This window comes from Acidovorax sp. DW039, assembly GCF_037101375.1.
In the GTDB taxonomy this organism is placed as follows: domain Bacteria; phylum Pseudomonadota; class Gammaproteobacteria; order Burkholderiales; family Burkholderiaceae_C; genus Acidovorax.
On record NZ_AP029019.1, the window covers coordinates 4,371,798 to 4,394,447 of the forward strand.

Sequence of the window (22,650 nt, forward strand, 5' to 3'; positions counted from 1 at the left end):
GTGCCCCTGGCACTGTGATCACTTGGTGGCATTGCCGGTGCTGCTGTTGGGCGTGGTGTTGGTGGACCCAGAAGTACTGCCACTGCCCGCAGCGGGAGAGCCACTGCTCGGAGCAGTGCCTGTAGACGAGCTGCCCGACGTGGAGCTGCCCGAGCCACTGCTGCCTGTACCACTACTTGTGCCACTACCCGTTCCGCTGCCTGTGCCGCCGCTCCCCGTGCCGCCAGCGCCGGAGCCCATGCCTGCACCGCTGCTTCCGCTGCCGGTTCCCGATCCGCTCATTCCCGAGCCTGTCCCGGTGCCTCCGGAGCCGGTGCCACTGCCCGTTGTGCCACCGCCCATCGTGCTGCTGCCGGACGACGTTCCGCTGCTAGAGCTGCCAGCCCCTGTGGAATTGGGCGATCCGCTTTCAACGGAAGGCGTGGGTGACGAACCGACCGGCGGGGGCTTGTTGCCCATGCGGTCACACGCCGCAAGCGCCAGCAAAGACCCGGCCAGCAAAGGTACGGTCCAGATTCTGGAACGCAGGAAAGGGGGTGTCTTCATGTGCATGGTTTCCTCCTGAATGGCATGGCCACATGGCCACCCTTTGAAGCTAGGGTCTGCGTCCAGGACACCGGGTAGGACAGCAGCGATGAGACATTTGCTTACCCACGCACGGGCGCACGGCACTGCCCGGCCAGCACATCCGCGTAGAGCCGCACATAGGGCTGCGCTGCGTGCATCCAGCCAAAGTCCTGCACCATGCAGCGCTTTTGCAATGCGGCCCACTGCAGCGGCTTGCGCCAGGCCGTCAGCACCCGGTCCATCGCAGCATCAAAGTCCTGCTGCGTAGCCTGCGGCATGACAAAACCCGTGCCGACCGTGAGCCGCGCATTCACGTCCTGCACCGTGTCCGCCAAGCCCCCTGTGCGGGTGACGACAGGAGGGGTTCCATACGTCTGGCTGTACATCTGGTTCAGGCCGCAGGGTTCAAACCGGGACGGCATGAGAAAGCAGTCCGCCCCCGCCTCGATCTGGTGCGCAAGGCCCTCATCAAAGCCCGCAGTGCAATGCACCTGGCCTGGATGCGCCGCCGCCAACGCTGCCAATGCCTGCTCCAGCGCTGCATCCCCCTGCCCCAGCACCACCAGTTGCGCACCACGGCTCAGACAGCCCTCTGCGCCTGCCAGCACCAGGTCCACGCCCTTTTGCTCGGTCAATCGCCCCACCAGCCCCAGCAGGGGCCCGGGGGCCGACTGCAGGCCACAGCGCTCGCGCAGCGCAGCCTTGTTCAGGGCCTTGGGGGTCAGATGGTCTGCGCTGTAATGCGCCACAATGAACGGGTCTGTGGACGGGTTCCATACCTGCGTATCGATGCCATTGAGGATGCCGAGCAACTGGCCGCGACGCTCATGCAGCACCCCCTCCAGCCCGCAGCCATGCGCAGGCTCCAGGATTTCGCGGGCGTAGGTCGGGCTGACGGTGGTGATGGCATCGGCATACTGCAGGCCCGCCTTCAGCATGGAAATGCGTCCCCAGAACTCCGCCCCATGCATGGACCGGTGGGGTGGCAACACATCCACCGCATCGGCCACATCCATGGGAAACACGCCCTGGAAAGCCAGGTTGTGAATGGTGATGACACTTCGCGCGCACGATGCATCAGCCTCGCGGCGTTGATGGAGGTACAGCGGCGCCAGGCCGCCGGGCCAGTCATTGGCGTGCACGATATCTGCCTGCCAGCCCAGCGGTGATGCCGCAGAACCTAGCAGCGCTGCCGCATGCGCCAGCAACCCAAACTGCTGCGCCTGGACATGCGGGCTGGCTCCGGCAGGATGGGCGTAAGGGGTCGTCGCCCGGCTGTACAGCGCAGGGCAGGACAGCAGCAACAGAACCCCGCCAGAGCGCCTTACCTGCAGCAACTGCGCCGCGGGCCAAGGCCCCTGCGGTGGCACATCCACAGTGCGCTCCAGCACCCCATGCACCTGCATCCCTGCGTAGGCAGGCATCAGGGTCATCACATCGCACCCCAGCGAGGCAAGGGCAGCGGGCAGGGCCGCACTCACGTCCCCCAAACCACCCGTCTTGACCAAGGGCGCGCACTCGGGCGTCACAAACAGAATTTTCATAACGAGGACTGCATCACCAGCAACGCAAAGGGCAGGCGACCACCGCACTGCCCCATTGGCCCCATCAGCCCCACCGGGCCCAGCACTTCGTCCAGCAACAGGCGGGGTGCGCTGGGCAACCTGGCACCTGTCATCCAGTCACTCCAGCCCTCGGCCTTGGCCAAGGCCGGGTGCGCTTCGGCCAACGACACCTGGGTATCACCCCATTCACCCTTGCAACGCTCGTCCCACTCCGCCAGCAGCCTGGCACACACCAGCACCACCGCTTGCCCTCCCTGGATACGGGCATAGGCCAGCACATGGCGGGCCGCGCTGCCCTCCACCGCCAGGGGCAGGTACATGGCATCGCGCAGCCACTCTGCACACTGGGCCCTGAGCTGCAACAGCCGCCAGGTCACCAGCTGCTTGGCGGCATCGGGCATGGCCCCAGTGGAGCCCAGCACGCGTTTCCAATCTTCCTCGCCGGGATATCGCCCTTCTGCGTACAAGGACTGCAAGGGTTTCAACGCGGCATGCAGTGCTTCAAAGTCCACCGGATTGCGGTTGTCCGGGTCCACCAGCGTGAAATTCCACTGCTCGTACCCTTGATAGATGTCAGGCACGCCAGGTGCCGTGAGCTTGATGGCGACCTGACAGAGGCTGTTGCGAAAGCCATAAGGCGCAATCCGCTGCACCCAGTAGTGCAGCACCTGGCGAAACCGGTCGCTGTCCAGCGACTGCCCGACATAACGCAAAACAGCGCTTTCGTAGGTTTCGTTGGGAAACAGCCAGTGCGTCTGCAGCTTGGCCTCGCGCATGGCCTTGACCATGTAGCGCAGCACCCGCTCGCGAATGGACTGCAAGGCCTCGCCCTCGCAACCCTGCGCAGGCCAGATGCCCACCAGCGCCTGGAAAAAGGCCCACTGGTCGTGCGCGCTGGGCGCAGGCATGTCGTCCACCACCAGCTGAAAGGGTCTGGCGGTGTATTCGAGCACCTGCACCGTGGCTGCCCAATCGTCCACCATTTCAGACAGCACATTGAGCCGCGCTCGCACGTCTTCCGAGCGCTTGCTGTCGTGCGTGGAAGTGGCCAGCAGGCCATGGGGCGCATGGCGCGCCCGCTGGGCATTGGCATGGTGAAACGCGGCAACCGTCATGCCAAAACGCCGCGGCTCCGCGCCCACATCGTTCAGCGAGACCAGGCGCACATAGCGGTAGAACAGCGTGTCTTCCACGGCCTTGGCCATGACCGGTGCGGTGAACTGCTGCCACCGGCAGACAAAGCGCGCCCGCAGTTCTGGCGCAGGCCCCGGCTCGCCCAGCAGCACCCCGCGCACAAAGGCCAGCACACCGCCCTCTGCACTGCCCAGCCGCCTGCGCGCGGCAGCAATGGCCCAGTCAATGTGCTGCACATCCAGCGCGCCGGGAGCACTGCCGGCAACCACATAGGTGCGGTACACGGGGAACTGCGTGGCAATTTCCACCAGCGCAATGCGCAACTGGTTGCGGGTGAAGTCGCACACCCGCCGATCTGCCTGACTGATCTGGCCAAGCGTATTCACCAGCCACGCCAGGTCGCTATACAGCGAGGTTTCAATGATGAGCCGCTTGCATTCCCGGGCGGCTTCTTCAAAAGGCAACGCATCGCCCGTGAAGCCGGAGTACACCGCATCGAATGCATCCTGGGCCTCCGAATCGATCAGCACCGCATTCACCAGGCGCGCAAACCGGTAGCCCGTGCCGCCATGCACCTGCCAGCCCGCAGGCAGCGGCTCATGCTCGGCCATGATCTTCTCCACCACCAAGTACAAGGCGCGGGGTTCTATCCCCTGTGCCTGCTGCAATGTGGCATAGCGCTGCTGAAGCCGCTCAAAGTACTGCGCAGGGTCGGCAAGCCCGTCAGGGTGGTCGATGCGCAGACCCGAGATCTTGCCTTCCGCCAGCCAGCGGAACGGGAGGGCATGCACCGCGTCAAACACCTCAGGCCTGTCGGTGCGGATGGCGGCCAGGCCATTCACATCAAAAAAACGGCGGTAGTTGATGTCATCCCCCGCCACACGCCAGTCAGCCAAGCGGTACGCCTGGGACTGCAGCAGTCCGTCCAGCAACGCGAAGCTCGCCGCGTCCTGTGGATTGCCGTTGACCACCCGCAGCACAGAGGCGATCCAGTCCTGCACCCAGGCCAGCCGCGCGGCATATTCACCCAGCCGCTGCTGGTGCACTGCGGCGTCCCTGAGGCGCGTGGCACGAGCCTCCGTGTCAGGGTCATCGTGCCGGGGCAGGCTTGCAAAAGCGTTGGTGAGCGACTGCAGCCCCGCGAGGTCGGCAGGCTCCACCCCACCTGCCGCCACCGCGGGCAAAGGCACTGCACTGAGCATCTGCGCATAACTGCGCGGATCCAGCGGGAACGCCCTCTGCCAGTAATTGACCTCAAAGCGTCCGGTTTCATGGGCAAAGCGCACCTGCAGTTCGCCAGATTCCAGCACCCGGCCGTAGTGGTCGCCCAGCACCGGCAGCAACACCCGCGTCCCTGTCTGCGCGCTGGCGGGATGCCATTCGATATCGAAGGTCTGCGCGTGCGGGGACGACATGCCGTGCTCCAGCACGTCAAACCACCAGCGGTTTCCTGCATCGTCAATGCCCAGGTGGTTGGGCACGGTATCCAGCAATTGGCCCATGCCATGGCGCTGCAGGGCCTCGCACAAGGCTGCGTGCTGCTCGGCTGTGCCGATTTCGGGGTTCAGACTCGTGGGGTCAATACCGTCGTAGCCATGGTTGCTGCCGGGCACGGCTTTCAGATAGGGCGATGCGTACAGATGGCTGATGCCCAAAGCATGCAGGTACGGCACGGCAGCCCGCGCCTGATCAAAAGTGAACTGCCTGTTGAACTGCACACGGTAGGTAGCCCACGGGACATTGGCCGTCGCAAGGTCTGGCAGCCCGCCTGCGGGCCCTTGGCGTGGAGCCAGCTCCCGCTCCTGGCGTATGGCGGAAGTGATCTCCGCAAAGAAGGGGTTGGCAGCCAATACCTCCAGCGTACAGCCCATGCGATGTCGCCAGTTGGGGTGAATGGCTTCGGTGGTTCCGGGCACGTTGGCCTGCTCGCGCTGACCCAGCAGGTCTTCCAGTTGCACGCCCATCAGCATGCAGGGGGTGCGGGCCAGCAAGCGGTGCACTGCGGCGGCCAGCGCAGGGGTCATCTCGGGCACGGAGTGCGCATCCAGGGCCATGCCCTGCGGCAAAAGCCCTTGGGCGTCCAGCGCGGCCAGCAGGTGGGTTCTGTCGTGCGCCCGCGCCAGCTGGGCCTGCAGATGGGCATCACCCTTCAGCCAGCCCAGCGCGACGTGCACGGCCAAGTCCGCCCCAGCCCAGTAGCCGGTCAGGGTGGGCAAGTCATGCGTGCTGACCACGGCCAGTGCGAGAGGCGGCCATTGCTCTGGAGGACGAAAGGCGCCGCCGTCCTGGCGCTCAAAAATGAGGGGACGGTAAGAGAGCATGGACCGCGCGCCCATGGCCTCGCGCATGGCAGGGGCCACATTACCCAGGTCTTCACCAATGACCATGCACTGGTGTCGGTGGCTCTCTATGGTCATGACGGCCAGCAGGGCCTGCAGGGGGTAGTCCACATAGGTGCCCCCCTGTGGTCCCGTCCAGAACAGGCGCATGAGCGCCATCACATGGTCCATGCGCAAGGCGCCCGCCGGGGCCATCACGGCGGACAGCAGCTGCTGGAACGGAAGAAAGTCTGCCGCAGCCAGGGCGACGGGGTTGAGCGGAGGCAATCCCCAGTCCTGCCCCTGCGGGCTGAGCGGATCCGGGGGCGCACCGATGTTCATGCCCCGGGCATAGAGCGAAGGCTCCACCCATGTGTCGGCACCACCATCTGCAGCCCCTACCGCCAGGTCGCAGTAGAGACCGATAGGCATGAGCTCACGGGCTTTTGCTGCAGCCTGAGCGAGCTGCTCATGCGCGATCCACTGAAGCCAGAACTGAAATGCCACGCTGTCGGCATGTTCACGCACAAAGGCCTTGGTGGCAGCGCCGTGCGGGTCCTGCAGTTCGGGGGGCCACGCTGGCCAGCCCCACACAGACGGGTCCGCCGCGTGCAGGACGCCCTGAATGGCTTCAAAGCGTGCGTGCCCCGCAAGCGTTTTCTCATGCATCGCACAAAAGGCATCAAACGCGGTGCCACGCAGGCCTTCCCCTTGCCATGCTGTGCGCCGGAAGGTCTTCCAGAGCCGCTCCAGCACCGCCTTCTTGAGGTGGGCAACCGCCGCGTAATCCACCGCAGCACTGGCCTGGACCGCCTGCAGCTGGGCGCGAAAGCCTGGCTCCTCACGCAGCTGTGCCGTGTCAGGGCATTGAAGGTATTCCGGCACGGCCGTCACATCAATATGCAGCACATTGAGCGCCAGACGACTGCTGGGGCTGTAGGGGCTGGCCGCCTCAGGCTGCCACGGGCGCAGCGCATGGAGCGGGCTCACGCCCACAAATGCGGCGCCTTGCGCGGCGGCCAAAACGATGCACTGCCTCAGGTCGCTAAAGTCGCCAATGCCCCAGCTGTGTTCAGACCGCAGCGCATACATCTGCGTGGTGATGCCCCACCAGCGCTGGCCCTGCTGCAGTTCGGCAGGAAGCCAGCACTGGGCCGGTGCCACCAGCACCAGCCTGTTCATGGATGCAGCACGCAGCCGGTAATAGCCCGCGCGCACAGTGGACGGCAGCAAGGCCGCATCGCCGTGGCCTGATAGTGCAGGGGGCGCATCAGCCTGCTCCAGGTCGTACAGCGCCCAAGATCCTGCCGCCAGCAAAGGCTGGCTGTACTCCTCACCTTGGGTCACGATATGCATGGCAGCATGCTGCGAGGCGTCGGCATGCTGGCCCATGGCCTGAAGGGCCATATCCATGACCTGCGGGCTGACCTCGACCCTTTCGCCCCAGAAGCCTGCGTAGTGGTCCGCAATACCTGCGCGACGGGCACGCTGTGGCCCATCTACAGGCAAACCTGCTTCCTTGTCGTCACCAACACTCATGGAGTTCCTTCTGTGCATGTCCAACGGGCTGACCAGGGTTGCCAGACCGCCGGGGCGCCGTCCGGCAAAGAAGCCCAGCCGTGCTGGAAGACGGTGGTTCCTTCGGGTTGCGGAGGCACCAATGCGATGGGCACAGGCCCCAGGTTCATCTCCAGCCACCAGCATCTGCCCTGCTGGTAGCGCCACCCCACCCGCAGGCCGCGCTCTCCCACGCGCTCTGCCATGTGACCATGGGTTTGCAGCCGATGGGCATAGGGCTGCAGGCACTGCCTGCGCACGTCCAGGGCCTGACGCAACAACTCGCTGCGGCGGCGGCCTTCGGGTAGCTCCGCCTGTACCCAGTCGAGGCGGCTGGTCAGCAGCGTGGATTCACTGCAGGGGTCAGGCAGGGATTGCCCGTCTGCGGCCACGAGCCCGAACTCCCGCTGCCGCCCGGCCCGGACCGCTTCGCGCAGTTCACCTTCCCAGCCTGCAAAGTACAGAAATGGGGTGGTGGCACCAAACTCATCGCCCATGAAGACAAGCGGTGTCGCCGGTGTCAAAAGAGCCAGCAGCAGGGCCAGCTCTGCCACAGGCTCATCCACCAGGGCCGATAGCCGCTCGCCCTGTGCGCGGTTGCCAATCTGGTCATGGTTGCCCACAAAATGCACCAGCGAAGTCAGCGGTACCGGCCGCTGTGCAATGTCTGCCGCCTGGCCCTCGGGAAACGCAAATCCGTGGGTAAAGACCCGGGCCAGCAGCCCGACAGGGTCTGCAGAAAACCTCGCGTAATAGGTCTGTGATTCCCCCGTCAGGGCCACGTGCAGGGCGTGGTGAAAGTCATCATTCCACTGCGCGTCATAACGCCCCACCTGCGAAGGAGAGGCAGCAGCTTCGTCGGGCAGTAGCCGGGTAGTCTGGTTCTTTTCGTTCTCCAGCACCAGATGGACGCGCCGACCCGCCGCCTGCGCCCATTGGCTCACGCGGCTGTGCAGCTCCTGCAATATGTCCGGCTGGCTTTCGTCTGCAATCGCGTGCACCGCGTCCAGACGCAGCCCATCCATGTGAAACTCCTCCAGCCAGTACAGAGCGTTGTGTATGAAGAACTCGCGCACCACCTCGCACCCTTCTCGGTCGAAGTTGATGGCTGGCCCCCAGGGACTGTCGTGGCGGGTTGAAAAAAACGAGGGGGCATACAGGGGCAGGTAATTGCCATCTGGCCCAAAGTGGTTGTAGACCACATCCAGAAATACGCACAGCCCCAGTGCGTGCGCGGCATCCACCAGATATTTCAGTTCCTCGGGCGTTCCGTAGCGAGGATGCGGAGCAAAAGGCAATACTCCGTCGTAGCCCCACCCCCACGCGCCGCCGAAGGTGGCCAGCGGCATCAGTTCAATGGCGGTGAAGCCCAGTGCTGCCAGGCGCGGCAACTCCGCCGCCGCTGCGGTGTACGTGCCTGCCGAAGTGAAGGTGCCTACATGCAATTCATAGAACACCAGCTCGCACCAGGACCGCCCCTGCCAGTCCTTGCGATGCCAGCTGTAGCGGGCCGGGTCTCCCACTGCGCACAGCCCGTGCGGGCCTTCTGGGGCATGACGGGCTGCGGGGTCGGGAACATGCTGGTGCTGACCCTTCACGTCCACCACCCACTGGTAGAGAGTGTCTGGCGTGGCCTGCGCAACCTGCAGCTGCCACCAGCCCCCGGGCGTCTGCTGCGCTGCAAGCGTTTGTTCGCCGGAATCCATCCTTGCATCGACCAGGCGTAAACCTGCCTTTTGCGCTGCGGGAGCCCACAGCCGGAATTCCACGCCGCCTTGCGCGAGCAACTGGGCGCCAAAAGGCATGCAGTGTCCCCGCAGGGGCGATGAATGCTCCGTAAGGGCTGCTACCGGGGTGGTGCTCATGGCTGACCTTCTTGTGCCCGAGGCCCCTGTGAAGTGAACATGGCCATGGAATGCGCAAGCAAGGTGTAGGTCCGGCCTTCGATTTCACCTTCCACAGCGGGTGGGCCTTCAGCGTCGTCGCCCTCAGCATTCGCTGCCCCATCCGTTGGCGTGGCCTCGAAGGGGCTGTCCCCGGTAAGCCACACCTGCCAGTCGCGGGTATCCAGCCGCAACACCCAGTTTTCCGTTGCGTCAGTAGGTAGCGTGAACGTTACTTCGTCCGCAGAGCTGTTGAACAGCAGCAGCACCGAAGCATCCGTGGGGCTGGCACTTTGCATCCATGCGGCCACGCACCGTACAGCAGGGTCGTTCCACTCGTCCACATTCATGGCCAGGCCCCACACGCTGTACCAGTGCACAGTGACCTGCGCAGTGGTGCCCGCAGGATGCCGCTGCCAGGCTATGGGGCGCACTACGGGCAGATGGCAGCGCAGGGCAATCAGGTCTCGCACAAAGTCCTGCAACGGCTGGTGCCGGGCAGCACGCTCCCAGTCAAACCAGGAAATCTCGTTGTCCTGGCAGTAACCGTTGTTGTTGCCCCGCTGGGTGCGCCCCAGTTCATCCCCGCCCAAAAGCAGCGGAGTACCGTGAGAAAGGAAAAGCGTCGCCAGCAGGTTGCACACCTGTCGCTCGCGCAATGCCAGGATGGCCGGGTCATCCGTGTCGCCCTCTGCGCCGCAGTTCCAGCCACGGTTGTGGTTTTCTCCATCGCGGTTGTCTTCGCCGTTGGCCTCGTTGTGCTTATGGTTGTAGCTGACCAGATCCGCCAGAGTGAACCCGTCATGCACCGTGACGAGGTTGACGCTGGCTGTAGGCCTGCGCCGCCGAGGCTCCAGCAGGTCTGCAGAACCACACAGGCTGGCGGCAAAGCCAGACAGACTGCCGTCTGCATTGGCCCAGTAGTCACGCACGGTATCCCGGTAGCGGCCATTCCATTCCATCCAGCCCGCCGGGAACCCACCCAGTTGGTAACCGTTGTGGCCCAGATCCCAGGGCTCGGCAATCAGCTTCACACGCGAGAGCACCGGGTCCTGCGCAATGGCTGCAAAAAAGGGGGAGCGCCACGAAAAGTCTCCTGCCGCATCGCGCCCCAGGGCTGATGCCAGATCAAAGCGAAACCCATCCACATGCATTTCCTGCACCCAGTAACGCAGACTGTCCAGCACCAAGCGCAACGCGGGCGGGCTGCTGGTGTCGAGCGTGTTGCCGGTCCCGGTCACGTCGCTGCAATACCGCACGTCGTCGGCCAGCCGGTAATAGGCGGCATGGTCTATCCCCTTGAGGCTGAGGGTGGGACCGAGGTGATTGCCTTCTCCGGTGTGGTTGTAGACCACGTCCAGAATGACTTCCAGCCCCGCTTCGTGCAGTGCCTTGACCATGGCCTTGAACTCGTCCACACCGCCATCCTGGGCCTGGGATGCGCGGGTGGCATAGCGCGGCTCTGGCGCGAAGAAGGCGATCGTGTTGTACCCCCAGTAGTTGCTCAGGCCCTGCTCCACCAGCCGCAGGTCGTCCATGAAGGCCTGCACGGGCAGCAGCTCGACACTGGTAACGCCCAGGCGCAACAGGTGCCCGATTGCCGGCGCGCTGGCCAGCCCTGCGTAAGTGCCACGCAGCGCCTCGGGTACCGCGTCCATGGCCTGGGTAAAGCCCTTGACGTGGACCTCGTAAAACACGGTCTCTGCGGCTGACACACGAGGTGGCTTGTCGTCACCCCAGTCAAACTGCGACCGGACCACCCGGCACTGTGGTGCCGAGTGACCGTTGTCGCGGTCCGTGAGTTGCAGGTCTTCTTCGGGTGCTCCCAGCACATAGGCAAACTGGTCTGGAGCCCCCTTCACCGGCGCAGCCAGCGCACGTGCATAGGGGTCGAGCAACAACAGCGCCGGGTTGCAACGCAAACCCGCAGTCGGCTCGTAGGGGCCATGCACCCTGAGCCCGTAACGCTGACCGGGTCGCAGGCCATGCACAAAGCCGTGCCAGATATCGTCGGTAAAGCCTGGCAAGGCGATGCGCGCCGTTTCCCTGCCGTCGGCGTCGAAAAGGCACACCTCCACACGCTCGGCAATGCGTGAATGCACTGCAAAGTTGATGCCCCGGTTTTCATAAACGGCACCCAACGGAAGAGACCGCCCTTCACTCACACGGTGGCGAACGGTACGCGAACGCTTGGGGGGTAAGCCAGGCGCCTGTGATGTCTGCACAGCAACATTCATGCGGCGGCCTGCAACTCGCTCGGGTACAACTCTGCCGGACTCCCTGCCTGCAACGCAAGACGCGGCCTGGCACTGGGCAAGCGGCTTGCGGCCGTGCGAGCCGGAAAATAGCCGCGCGGCACCACAACGATTCCGCTGGGCGTGACGTGGAAACGCTTGCGGTCGGCCATGAGGTCGAAGCCGATGCGCTCGTCTCCCGGAATGTCGTTATCCTGGTCCACGATGGCCCTGCGCACCCGTGCCCCGGCGCCGATGCGGGACCGCTCCATCACGATGCAGTGCTCCAGCTGGGCCCCCCGCTCCACCAGTACCGAGCGCCGCAGCATGGCGTGGTCCAGTGATGCGCCATCCACGATGCTGCCTGACCCGACCACCGAGCGGTGCAGCACCCCGTTTTCGATCTGTGCCGACTCGGCCTGGTCGGGGCTGGCATAAATAGGCCACTGCCGGTTGGTCATGCGAAAGCGCGGCGCAGCACCCAGGGTGTCAAAGTGGGCCTGGTAATAGGCGTCTATGGTGCCCACGTCGCGCCAGTAACCATGTTCCTCATACGGGGCGACGCCCGGGATGCTGTTGGTGTGAAAGTCATAAGCCATCAGGCGGTGCGACTGCAGCATGCGCGGAAGAATGTCGCGCCCAAAATCGCTGTGCCCCGCGGCATGCGCCTTGTGAAGGGCGTCCAGCAGCACATCTGCATTGAAAAGGTAATTCCCCATGGAGGCCAGCGCATGGGTAGAGCTGCCCGGCATGGGCTGGGTGGTCGCAGGCTTTTCCACAAACTGCCGTATGCGGTGCTGCGCATCAATGTCCACAATGCCGACCTGGCTGCATTGCGCCAGCGGCACGGGCAAGGTAGCCACGCTCACATGGGCCTTGCTGCTGATGTGGAAGTCCACCATCTGGCGCACATCCATGCGGTAGATGTGATCGGCTCCAAACACGGCCACGATGTCGGGCTGAAAGTTCTCGATGAGGTGGATGTTCTGGTAAACCGAGTCGGCCGTACCCTGAAACCATTCCGGCCCATTGCGCATTTGCGGAGGCACCACCGTCACGAAGTGCTCGGGAATGAACCGGGTCATGGTCCAGGACTGGCGAATGTGCTCAATGAGCGATTGCGATTTGTACTGCACCAGCAGGTAGATGGAATAAATCTCTGAATTGACCAGGTTCGACAGCACAAAGTCGACGATCCGGTGCTTTCCATTGAAGGGGACTGCAGGTTTGCAGCGCTCAGCCGTCAATGGGTGAAGGCGGGAACCTTCTCCTCCGGCCATGACGATGGCAAGTACGTTGCGGGTGCGTGACATGGGGGACTCCAGTGCTGAGGTCAGGTGGAGCTGCCCGAGGAGGCAGCCGGGGAAGAACCGGGAAAAGAGACGACGTGTGTGGGTACGTCCATCTGCACGCGGCCTGCGGACGCGTCTTCGTCTGAACGGGCGACTCCATGGCCTTTGCAACCCCGAGATTCAAGGTCTGCATTGGAGAGATCGGAGGACGACTGCGCCATGCGACGGGCGCAGGTGGAGCAAGAGGGTGAGATGCAGGAATTTGGCATGGACAGGACCCGAAAGGAGCCCCATGGTCTGCCGCGCCTGTACACCTGGTTGCAGGGATTTACACAAACAACCTGTAGGTGCATGCCTACCTGGACAGTGAGAACGCAGCGGGCATCCGTGTTCAAACAGCCCAAAAACAAACGGGCCCTGCACTCTGGGTGCAAGGCCCGTGACGGAACAGCCTTTCTTATCGCAGGCTCAGGGTCTGCCGCTTCCAGGCAGGGTCCTGCCAGCGCTGAAAGAGCGGCAAGGCAGCCACATCACCCGTGACGCGCTCCGTGGTCAATCCGTCCAGTCGCACCACTTCAAAGCTCTTGCGGTAACGCCCTTGGGCGCGGGCCTCCTTGGACACCAGCATCTGCTGACCGCCCGGCACCCAGCCCGCCCATTCAGACACACCCGTTTCGGGGGTGGTGGCGGCGGGCGGCAACACGTCGGCTACCCAGCCACCTTCGCTCTTGCGCAGCACCCACAACTCGCGCCATCCCTCCATGGGTTGCACTGCCAACGCCACGGCGGTGCCCTCCCGGTTGGTGCTTGCCGAAGCGGTCCACACCACCCCATAGGTGCAGCGGCGCAGCAGGGGGGCCTTGGCACCATGCAGGGCGTCTACCAGCAGTACACAGGTTTCGCCGGGTGCTCCAGGTTCCGTCAGCACCGTGGGGCGAGCGCCGATTGCAGCCTGGGAAGTCACCGGGGGAATCAGGGCCAAGCGTACGGCACTCACGCGCATGGCGGCATCGTTGTAGGTGCTCTGGTCGTCATCCGGCAGGTCCACCTTACTCACCCCGGAAAGCTCGGTCAGAGCCCGCGCTGCGGCCGCCGCCACTGCGGGGTCGGCGCCGGGGCCCGCGGAACTCTTGCGCGCCTGTTGAAAGGCCATGGCCCCCCACACGCTGGCGCGGCGCATCTGCACACGGTTGCGCAGGTAGCCAGGCAACCCCGCCACATCCACCCGCTCCAGCACATCCGCCTGCCAGGAGGTCAGCTTGGCGCGTTCATGGGCGGGCAGATCGGGGTTGATGCACTCGGGGCGCGTCAACGCCAGCGCTGCGCGGGCCCGTTGCTCCGCATCCGACGCGGGCATGGCCAGCAGGCGACGGAAGGCCTCGCCTTCGTAGCACACCTGCATGCGCCCTTCCACCTCGTAGGTGGCAAACCGCACGCCATAGCCGCTGGCCACATCCAGATGGGCCGACAGCGTTGCGCCCGACGCCTTGCCTGGCACAGCCACCGATGCACGGCGCGCCAGTCGATCCGCAAAGGTGCCCAGGGCATCCAGGGCCTGGGCGCCTTCGATGCCCGTCAATACCTTGGCGGGCGCAGCTTGCAAATAGGCGGCGGTAAGGCCAATCCCCAAAGCCTCGGCTCCCGGTGTTTCCTGCACAAAGCGCAGCACCGCCAGCAAGCCGGGGCCTTCTGCCTCATTTAACGCCAGCCTGCGCACATCGCTGGCGCGGATGAAACCACCCCGCTCCCGCTTGTGGTCCCACACCTGCAGGTAGTCCAGGCGCTCGGCCCGCACTTCCAGGACTTCGCCCTGCCACAGGCTCGCCTGCTGCTGGGCACCGTCGCGCGGCGCGGCGCGCAGGGTGGCTTGGTCCTGCACCACGATGGCAGTGCCCAACGTGGTTGTCGATACCGGTGCAGATACTGGTGCCGATGCGCCAGGGGCCGATGCAGGAGGTGTCGCCGCCGAGGCTACGGTAACGGCAGCACAGGCAATCGCTGCAACGAGCGTGAGCGTGGTGATCTGCATGGTCATTGCTCCGTCGTGGCATTGGCAGAGGCGTCTTCAGCCACAGCTGCGTTTGGGGCAGTTTGGGCTTGCGCCGAAGCATTGCGGCTGCCGCCCAGCAACGCTGCGCCGATGAAATCGCCATTGGCAGGGGGCGGCGCGATGATGACCTGGATCTTGTCCGAGAGCTTGTCGGCCAGGGTCTTCTGGATCAGCAGCGGATGCTTGGTGACCAGGGCGCCCTCGCGCGCCATCTGCTCGGCGTTCACCTTGCCAATCCGGTCCATGCGGTAGGCCTCAGCCTCGGCCAGCTTCTGACGTGCGTCTGCCTCGCCGTTGGCTTCAATGCGGCGCGCTTGGGCCGCACCTTCCGCGGCCTTCACCCGGGCTACCCGCTCGGCTTCGGCCTCCAGCTGGCGCTGCTCGATCTGGCGCTGCTTGAAGGGCAGCACATGCTTCATGGCCTCTTCCTGGGCGCGGGCCGCAATCACCTGTTCACGGGCAGCGGCCTCGGCCGCTACTTCGCGGCGCACCTTCTCGGCGGCAGCGTCCAGTTCGGTTTCCTTGACGCGCTTGTCCTTGAGCTCCAGGGTGTAGCGCATCTTTTCCGAAGCCAGTTCCTCGGCCAGCAGGCTGTCCATGCCCCGGCGGTACTCGGCGGGCAGATCGACCTTGCCGATCTGGATGCTGCGCAGGGTCACACCATCGGCAGCCAGGCGGGTGCGCAGTTCGGACTCGATGGTCTGGGCGATCTCTGCGCGCTTGGTCGAGAAAATCTCCCGTACCGTGTAGCGGGCAAACACCTTGTAGACCAGACCTTGCACAGCAGGCTCCACCACGTCCACACCGACGTTTTCAGGAAGGTTCCCTGCCTTCACCGCGGGCGATGCGGGGTCCAGGGCATAGCGCACGCTCAGGTCCAGGCCGAACGACAGGCCTTCCACAGACTGCAACGGTGCGCTGCCATTGGCCTGCCGCATGGCCTCGGGGCGGTAGCTCTGGTCACGCAGGGAGTAAATGCGAACGGTGTGCAAACCAGGCACTACCCATACAGAGCCATCGCGCCACAGGCTGACGCTGCCAGTGAACTGGTTCAGCCTCAGGGCCAGCTCGCCCTGCGCGAGGTGTTGCACGGGCGGGTGGCGATACACCATGAGGCCTGCGGCCGCAATGGCCGTGCCCACGGCCAGCCAGCGTACCGTGCGGGCCGTAGGCAAAAGATAAGACCACTGGATGCGGGCGACCGAGGGCATGGCTCGCTGGGTGCCGGACGCATCGCTGCCTGGAACAGGGTGAGAAGGGCTTGGCGAAGCATCCTGCGCCGTGGCCGATGTTTCGGCATCCAGAACGGGGTCCGCGCTGTCGCCCTGCAGCGATGGGGATTTGCGACCCTTCAGGGTCTGCACGATGCGGTTCCAGGTGAATTTCATGGTGGCCTCTCTTGGGTGATTGACGGTTTGTTGTCTGTTTCTGGCCATCCCGGGAAGGGCGGCTCATTGAAGACAGATTGTTCGAATTCACCCCGGAAGCAACAATGCGGCACCACGGTCATTGCGCTCACACTGGCAGCACGAATGTTCCGACCCCGGAAGAAAAACTCACACCAGGAGGTCTTGCCGGTCGGGATAATGCGTCGATCCCGTCGCATACAAAGCCTTGCATGACCCGTATTGCCATCGTCGAAGATGACCTGCCCACCAGCAACCAGCTGGCCGGGTGGATTCGCAGTGCCCGCAGCGGCATCGTGATTGACCAGTGGTTTACCCGCGATGAGGCCGAAGCAGCGCTGGCCCGCGAGCATTACGACGCGGTGGTACTGGACATTGAACTGGGGCGCGAGCGGCATGCGGGCGTGGCCCTCATCAACGCCATCAACAAACTGCGCCAGGGCACGCCGGTGCTGGTGGTGTCCGCCATGCCTGCGGCCATTTACCGCAGCATCATGAAGGCGCTGGACGCCTGGGACTACCTGCAAAAGACGACGTTCGAAGAAGCCGACTTCATCGAAACCTTCCTCGACATTCTGCGGACTACCCAGCGCACCCCCACAGCCCCGGCGGCGGCCGCAGCGGCACCTGCCGCAGAGCCGCTGGTGCTAGACCCACTATGGCAACGCACTCCCACCTGGCAGGGTGAACGCATCAACCTGCCCCTCACGGCCCAGCGCATCCTGGCGACGCTGTACCAGCGGCGGGGCGAAGTGGTGTCTTACGACGAGCTGTTTGAGGTGGTCAAAAGCGGGCGCAACCGCGACAACGTGCGCAAGCATGTCAGTACCATCCGCGAGGCGCTGCGCGAGGTGGACCCCAGCTTTGAGGGCATTGAAAACGTGCCCATGCGGGGCTTTCGCTGGGTGGGCCGGGCGGCCTCCCGTGGGTAGACCATTCACACCGCCATGAAACGCCTGCTGCCCTCCAGCCTGGAGCTTCCGCGTCTGGAAATGCCGCGCCTGGGTTTGCGGGCGTTTCGTCTGCGTATTCTGGTGCGCAGCGTGTTTCTGTTGCTGGCTTTTGCCACCGTGGCGCTCAGCGTGGTGCTGCTGCGAGAGGAAAAGGAGCGAGCCTGGAAAAGCTACCAGCATGGGTTTGAACGCAGCCAGGCGGAGGTAATGGCGCGGCTGCGTCATCCGTCGGGTCAACTGGCACTGCTCAACGCCGGCCACCAGGCCCAAGGGGTCACCCCTCTGGCGCCCTTGCTGCTGCCCTACGCAGCCATTGATTTTGATGATCCGCACAAATCACAGCAGGCAGTGGAGATGGCGGGCTGCTCGGTGCAGTACCCCGACGGTTCTTCGGTGTGCGCGGCGATCGGCAACAACCCGTACGCCGGGGGCTTCATTTACATCGTGGGCAGCTTCTATGCGGGTGAGCTGGTGCCGCGCGAGCGCGGGGCATTGGTGCTGGCAGAGGCCCACCGCGCCCGCATCTCGCTGGACATACGGGGCACCAGCTACCAGTGGGTCGCACCGTTCGAGGCCATGTCCAGCCTTGGGAGCCCCGGCGGAGCCCGCGGCCGGTTGACCGGGTTTGTGGATACCGGAGCCCCTCAGCTGGACGTTCGCGCCCGCCCGGTGCGTGACTTTCGCGGCTGGCTCTGGCAAAACGGACAATGCCGCGATGGCAGCACCGTGCGGCCCGACTGCCTGCGGCGGACCTTCTACTCCGTCCGCCTTCCAGTGGAAGTGTTTCGGGAAGCCCTCTTTCGCAAGGACGAGAAGCTGATCTGGCCCCCCGAAGACCTGGGGCACATGCGCCTGCACGTGCAAATGCTGGGTGCCGGGGAGTCGTCTCCCGTGCTGTTTGACAGCAACACTTCGGGCGCGCAACTGACGGCATCGCTGACCGAGGTTTCCCGCAGTCTGCTGCAGGGGGAGCGGGTGCAGATCCGCAAGATGGGAGCGGATGAGGCTACCGCACTCACCCTCAAGGGTTCGGACGTGCATGCGGAACCTTCCTCGCCCTGGCTGATTCGCCTGATTGGCTGGCTGCCACTGGACAGCACCGAGCCCCTGCCCGCGGCCCCTGAAGGACTCGACATTCTGGACACCCCCACCGGCAACTACGTGGTGAAGTTCACGGGCAACCTGCGCGGCGTGGAACATGGCCTGGCGGCGGTGGCCACGCGCATGTCGTGGTACCTGATGGCCATGCTGGGGGCCATCGCTCTTGCGTGGTTGATCGTGGAGGTGGGGTTGATACGCCGGGTGACAGCCCTCACGCGCCGCGCGGCTGCTGTGTCGTACAACGTGCAACCGGGGCACATCGGACCCCGGCTCGGAGATTTGGATGTGTCCGACCTGCGAGGCTCCGATGAGCTGGGCATTCTGGCCGGAGGCTTGGCCGACCTGCTGCAGCGGGTCAAAGACGATCTGCAGCGAGAACAGCTACGCGCCCAGCAGGAACGTGACATGTGGCATGCCGTGGGCCACGAGATCATGTCGCCCCTGCAATCGCTGATGGCCCTGCACGGCCCGGAGACCCCAGGCCACCGCTATGTCCAGCGCATGCAGCAAGCCATTCATGTGCTGTACGGCACCGCCTCGCCAGCAGAGGCATTGCAGGCCGCCAACGTACCTGAAGGTCGGCTGGATCTGCACGACTTTCTGCGCAACGTGGCCGACAACGCCCACTTTGCGGGGATTCTGGATGTGCGGTACGTGCCACCGAACCACACAGCAGGAGCAGTCATCGTGCGGGCGGACGAGTTTGCGCTGGAGGATGTGGTGACGCACATCCTGCGCAATGCAGACCGCTACCGGCCTGCAGGCACGCCCATCACGCTCAGCCTGACTGCATCGGAATCCACCGCCAGCGCTACCCTGCACAACCAGGGCTCCACCATCGCGGAAGACCTGCTGGAGCGGATTTTTGAACTGGGGGTGTCAGACCCCAGCCTGCCCCTTCCTGCCGGAGAAGGAGAGCACAGAGGCCAAGGCCTTTTTGTGGCCAAAACCTATATGGCCAAGATGGGGGGCACGATCAACGCCCGCAACACCGACGATGGCGTGGCGTTCGTGCTGACCTTTCAGCGGCTCGGGTAAGCCCCACCGAAGGGGGGAACGCTTCCCGAGGCGCCACTCCCTGAAAGGCTCAGGCGGCCAGCTGGGCACGCATGGCGTCGATCACGCCCTTGTAGTCCGGTTTGCCGAAGATGGCGCTGCCCGCCACGAAGGTGTCGGCACCGGCATCGGCCACGCGGCGGATGTTGTCGGCCTTGATACCGCCGTCCACTTCCAGGCGAATGTCCTTGCCCGAGGCGTCGATGCGCTTGCGCACGGCTTCGATCTTGCGCAAGGCAGAGTCAATGAAGCTCTGGCCGCCAAAACCGGGGTTCACGCTCATGATGAGGATGAGGTCGATGTCCTCGATCACCCAGTCCAGCACATCCAGCGGCTCTGCGGGGTTGAACACCAGACCGGGCTTCACGCCCTTGGAGCGGATGGCCTGGATGCTGCGGTGCACGTGGCCCGAGGCGTCAGGGTGAAAGCTGATGTAATCCGCACCCGCTTCGGCAAACGCGGCGGCCAGTGCATCCACGGGCTGGATCATCAAGTGCACATCAATCGGCACGGCCACACCCGCAGGGGTTTTGGCGTGGGGCTTCAGCGCCTGGCACACCATGGGGCCAAAGGTGAGGTTGGGCACGTAATGGTTGTCCATCACGTCGAAATGGATCCAGTCGGCGCCAGCGGCAATCACGTTGCGCACCTCTTCGCCCAGACGGGCAAAGTCGGCAGAAAGGATGGAAGGGGCGATGCGGTATGTGGGGCTCATACCCCCGATTGTCTCAAAGCTCGGCCTGCATGGGGTTTTCGGGGTGACCCGCCGCCACAAAACCTGACTGCACGGTTACCATCCGCCCCATGCCAAAGTACCAGTTTGCGGTAGAAGTTGTGCCCGAATACCTGCCCGAGCAATCCGAGCCCGAGCAGGAGGTTTTCAGCTTCGCCTACACCATCACGATCACCAACACCGGCGATGCGCCCGGACAGCTCATTTCGCGCCACTGGATCATCAGCGACGCGCGGGGCCATACCGAGGAAGTCAAAGGTCTGGGCGTGGTGGGGCACCAGCCCCTGCTCAAGCCGGGCGAGTCGTTCCAGTACACCAGCGGGTGCCGCCTGCGCACGGCCAGCGGCACCATGCACGGCACATTCCACTGCGTGGCTGAAGACGGGGAGCCGTTTGACACCCCCGTGCCCCTGTTCGTGCTGGAGGCCATCCACCACGGCCCTTCCGGCCAACCCTTGGGTGGAAGGGTTCTGCATTGAGCCGACCGACCGATCTCGCAGAAATCCTGACGGCACTGCAGCCGCAGGCAGACCTGGCCCGCCGCCACCTGTGGCTGATTCATTTGCTGGACTGGGTGCGGGGCAAGCGCGATTCAGTGCCTGCAGCGGTAGCCCGATTCCAGCTCTTTCTGGACGCGGTCGAAGCGCGACCAGAGCTGCAAGCCAGATTGAGAGCGTGGTGGGCCCAGCTCATGCATACGGTGGACATCACCACCTTGCTCGCAGATTTTGGATTTGCGCCTCGCACAGCGCTGATGAGCGAACTGGCCGCACGCCTGCGCACCAAGTGGCTGCCTGGCACGCCTGACACCATTGACGCCTCAGAACTGTTCGTACTGGCCATGCCCCACGCGTTCGACGCGCAGTGGGTGGGGGCGCTGGACGAATCGCAGCTTGACCGACTGGCGCGGCTGCTGGAGCCCATGGAAGAAGGCGGCCTCTCCCCCTGGCACAAGGCACTGCTCAACGCCATGACCTATTGCGCTGGGCAGATTCTCTCCACCGGCTTCGCGCCCGAACTGCGCCTGCGCATGAGCGAAGCCGCCCGCGATGCCCAGCCGTTCCACGCCCTCATCCGCGACGTGGAGAGCCTGCGGATAGAGGTGCAGCATGCCCTGCGCACGCCAGACCGCTTGAACGATGCAGCACAGCGCCTGCGCGAACGTCTGGAAGCCTGCCGCGCCGCAGCCTCCACGGTCTACACCCATTTTGAGGACAACGGTATCTCGGTGGGACTGGTCTTTCGCCTGAGGCAGCTGCGTGAGCGCATCCTGCGGGTGCGGCTGCTGCTGGACTGCCTGCTGTCGCCCAAGCCCGCGCTCGCCGCGGCCCGGCTGATGACTACCCTGGTACAGGTGGGGCAAGAGCGCCGCAGCCTGCGGGCGCTGCTGGCGTCCAACTCGTCGCTGGTGGCCGCCAAGGTGGCCGAGCGCAGCGCAGAAACGGGTGAGCACTACATCACCCGCACCCCGGCAGAGTACCGGTCCATGGTCCGCAAGGCGGCAGGCGGGGGGCTGGTGATTGCCTTCACAACGCTGGCCAAGTTTGCGCTGTATGCGCTGGCGCTCTCTGCATTCTGGGCAGGCTTTTGGGCGGGGTTCAACTACGCCGTGAGCTTTGTGCTGGTGCAGTTGCTGCACTTCACCGTAGCCACTAAGCAACCAGCCATGACGGCACCCGCCATGGCCGCCAAGCTCAAGGAGCTGGGCTCAGGAGAAGCCATCGAGTCCTTTGTGGACGAGATCACCCATCTGGTGCGCTCGCAGGTCGCAGCGGTGCTGGGCAATGTGCTGGTGGTGTATCCGGTCGTGCTGGGCATCTCGCTGCTGATGCTCCATACCTTTGGGCAGACACCCATCGGCGAAAAGCAGGCCTTGCATGTGCTGGAGTCCCTGCACCTGCTTGGTCCGTCCGTGTTTTTTGCAGCGTTCACCGGCGTGCTGCTGTTCGCCTCCAGCATCATTGCGGGCTGGGCTGAGAACTGGTTTGTGCTGGCCCGGCTGGACTCGGCCATCCAGTACAACCCACGGCTGACCCACCTGCTGGGCGAGCCCCGCGCCGCCCGCTGGGCCCAATTCCTGCGGGACAACATCTCGGGCTTTGCGGCCAATATTTCCCTGGGCTTCATGCTGGGGCTGGTGCCCGTCATTGCCACCTTCTTCGGCCTGGGGCTGGATGTGCGGCACGTCACCCTGTCCGCGGGCCAGATCGGTGCAGCCAGCGCCGCGCTGGGGCCCGCCGTGCTGCACATGCCCGCCTTCTGGTGGGCCGTGGCTACGTTGCCCTTGCTGGGCGCGTTCAATGTGGGGGTGAGCTTCTATTTCGCTTTCAGCGTGGCCATGCGTGCGCGCAATGTCAGTGGAGTGGATCGTTCGCTGATTTACGCCGCCATTCGCAAGCGCCTGCGCACGGCCCCCCTGAGCTTCTTTGTGCCCGCACGCCCCACAGCTCCGTAGCTCGATAGACATCGTTGGCTCAATTCCCGGGTCTGTCCTACACAGCCATCATGTTTCAGCAGGTAAATTGAGGCGTGGCCTCAATCGCCTGTTGAAATTCACGAGGGGAATCAATTCAAGGAGACAAGGAGAAGATCTGCGCTCCCTCTGCTCCTGCAACCTGTAGCCCTGCTGCAGCCTGCCATGCTTCATGGACCGGCCTCCAGCGGGCGCGCAGTGGCGCTGTGCGCCTCCTTCTCCCTTCGCGAACGCTCCCTCAGGCGATTACCGCATGTGGATGCCATGGCATGCACCGGGGCCATGGTGCGTTGAGGCAGGTGGCTTGCCGCCTTCAACAGCGCATCGT

13 protein-coding genes are annotated in these 22,650 nt (G+C 64.4%); 5 read left to right on the top strand and 8 right to left on the bottom strand.

Features of this window, described 5'->3' with window-relative positions:
* Nucleotides 1–22: 22 nt before the first annotated feature.
* Complete coding sequence (locus tag AACH87_RS19645; RefSeq protein ID WP_338796247.1) at nucleotides 23–565, top strand: hypothetical protein; 543 nt, start codon at nucleotides 23–25, stop codon at nucleotides 563–565.
* Between the two features lie 82 nt (nucleotides 566–647).
* On the opposite strand, the gene glgA is transcribed toward AACH87_RS19645, so the two are convergent.
* From glgA to AACH87_RS19680, 7 genes are all read right to left on the bottom strand, one after another.
* A complete protein-coding gene (glgA, locus tag AACH87_RS19650) occupies nucleotides 648–2,111 on the bottom strand; it encodes a glycogen synthase GlgA (RefSeq protein ID WP_338796248.1) in 1,464 nt (487 codons plus the stop codon).
* Complete coding sequence (treY, locus tag AACH87_RS19655) at nucleotides 2,108–7,123, bottom strand: malto-oligosyltrehalose synthase (RefSeq protein ID WP_338796249.1); 5,016 nt, start codon at nucleotides 7,121–7,123, stop codon at nucleotides 2,108–2,110. Before treY ends, glgA begins: the two co-directional genes overlap by 4 nt.
* Complete coding sequence (gene treZ, locus AACH87_RS19660) at nucleotides 7,120–9,006, bottom strand: malto-oligosyltrehalose trehalohydrolase (protein WP_338796250.1); 1,887 nt, start codon at nucleotides 9,004–9,006, stop codon at nucleotides 7,120–7,122. Before treZ ends, treY begins: the two co-directional genes overlap by 4 nt.
* Complete coding sequence (gene glgX / locus AACH87_RS19665; RefSeq protein WP_338796251.1) at nucleotides 9,003–11,189, bottom strand: glycogen debranching protein GlgX; 2,187 nt, start codon at nucleotides 11,187–11,189, stop codon at nucleotides 9,003–9,005. Before glgX ends, treZ begins: the two co-directional genes overlap by 4 nt.
* Before the next feature lie 68 nt (nucleotides 11,190–11,257).
* Nucleotides 11,258–12,571, bottom strand: a complete 1,314-nt coding sequence (locus tag AACH87_RS19670; protein ID WP_338796252.1) for a glucose-1-phosphate adenylyltransferase — start codon at nucleotides 12,569–12,571, stop codon at nucleotides 11,258–11,260.
* Nucleotides 12,572–13,007: 436 nt separating this feature from the next.
* Nucleotides 13,008–14,579 carry a hypothetical protein gene (locus AACH87_RS19675; RefSeq protein WP_338796253.1) on the bottom strand — a complete coding sequence of 524 codons (1,572 nt, stop codon included), beginning with the start codon at nucleotides 14,577–14,579 and terminating at the stop codon, nucleotides 13,008–13,010.
* A gap of 2 nt (nucleotides 14,580–14,581) precedes the next feature.
* Nucleotides 14,582–15,988, bottom strand: a complete 1,407-nt coding sequence (locus tag AACH87_RS19680; protein ID WP_338796255.1) for an SPFH domain-containing protein — start codon at nucleotides 15,986–15,988, stop codon at nucleotides 14,582–14,584.
* Between the two features lie 230 nt (nucleotides 15,989–16,218).
* Between AACH87_RS19680 and AACH87_RS19685 the strand changes: the two genes are divergently transcribed.
* Nucleotides 16,219–16,938: a response regulator gene (locus AACH87_RS19685; protein WP_338796256.1), complete on the top strand. Its 720-nt coding sequence runs from the start codon at nucleotides 16,219–16,221 to the stop codon at nucleotides 16,936–16,938.
* Between the two features lie 15 nt (nucleotides 16,939–16,953).
* Nucleotides 16,954–19,098 carry a HAMP domain-containing sensor histidine kinase gene (locus tag AACH87_RS19690; RefSeq protein WP_338796257.1) on the top strand — a complete coding sequence of 715 codons (2,145 nt, stop codon included), beginning with the start codon at nucleotides 16,954–16,956 and terminating at the stop codon, nucleotides 19,096–19,098.
* A 49-nt stretch (nucleotides 19,099–19,147) separates the two neighbouring features.
* On the opposite strand, the gene rpe is transcribed toward AACH87_RS19690, so the two are convergent.
* Complete coding sequence (rpe, locus tag AACH87_RS19695) at nucleotides 19,148–19,831, bottom strand: ribulose-phosphate 3-epimerase (protein WP_338796258.1); 684 nt, start codon at nucleotides 19,829–19,831, stop codon at nucleotides 19,148–19,150.
* 89 nt (nucleotides 19,832–19,920) lie between these two features.
* Here rpe and apaG point away from each other — a divergent pair, with 89 nt between their 5' ends.
* On the top strand, nucleotides 19,921–20,328 hold the full coding sequence (gene apaG / locus AACH87_RS19700; protein WP_338796260.1) for a Co2+/Mg2+ efflux protein ApaG: 408 nt from the start codon (nucleotides 19,921–19,923) through the stop codon (nucleotides 20,326–20,328).
* Nucleotides 20,325–22,304: a site-specific recombinase gene (locus AACH87_RS19705; RefSeq protein WP_338796261.1), complete on the top strand. Its 1,980-nt coding sequence runs from the start codon at nucleotides 20,325–20,327 to the stop codon at nucleotides 22,302–22,304. Before apaG ends, AACH87_RS19705 begins: the two co-directional genes overlap by 4 nt.
* The last annotated feature ends 346 nt before the right edge of the window (nucleotides 22,305–22,650 follow it).

Bases quoted from the DNA above. Each gene is read 5' to 3' on its own strand.
- AACH87_RS19680 (WP_338796255.1), bottom strand. From the start codon at position 15,988: ATGAAATTCACCTGGAACCGCATCGTGCAGACCCTGAAGGGTCGCAAA.
- apaG (WP_338796260.1), top strand. From the start codon at position 19,921: ATGCCAAAGTACCAGTTTGCGGTAGAAGTTGTGCCCGAATACCTGCCC.
- treZ (WP_338796250.1), bottom strand. From the start codon at position 9,006: ATGAGCACCACCCCGGTAGCAGCCCTTACGGAGCATTCATCGCCCCTG.
- AACH87_RS19690 (WP_338796257.1), top strand. From the start codon at position 16,954: ATGAAACGCCTGCTGCCCTCCAGCCTGGAGCTTCCGCGTCTGGAAATG.
- AACH87_RS19670 (WP_338796252.1), bottom strand. From the start codon at position 12,571: ATGTCACGCACCCGCAACGTACTTGCCATCGTCATGGCCGGAGGAGAA.
- rpe (WP_338796258.1), bottom strand. From the start codon at position 19,831: ATGAGCCCCACATACCGCATCGCCCCTTCCATCCTTTCTGCCGACTTT.
- AACH87_RS19685 (WP_338796256.1), top strand. From the start codon at position 16,219: ATGACCCGTATTGCCATCGTCGAAGATGACCTGCCCACCAGCAACCAG.
- glgA (WP_338796248.1), bottom strand. From the start codon at position 2,111: ATGAAAATTCTGTTTGTGACGCCCGAGTGCGCGCCCTTGGTCAAGACG.
- AACH87_RS19675 (WP_338796253.1), bottom strand. From the start codon at position 14,579: ATGCAGATCACCACGCTCACGCTCGTTGCAGCGATTGCCTGTGCTGCC.
- treY (WP_338796249.1), bottom strand. From the start codon at position 7,123: ATGAGTGTTGGTGACGACAAGGAAGCAGGTTTGCCTGTAGATGGGCCA.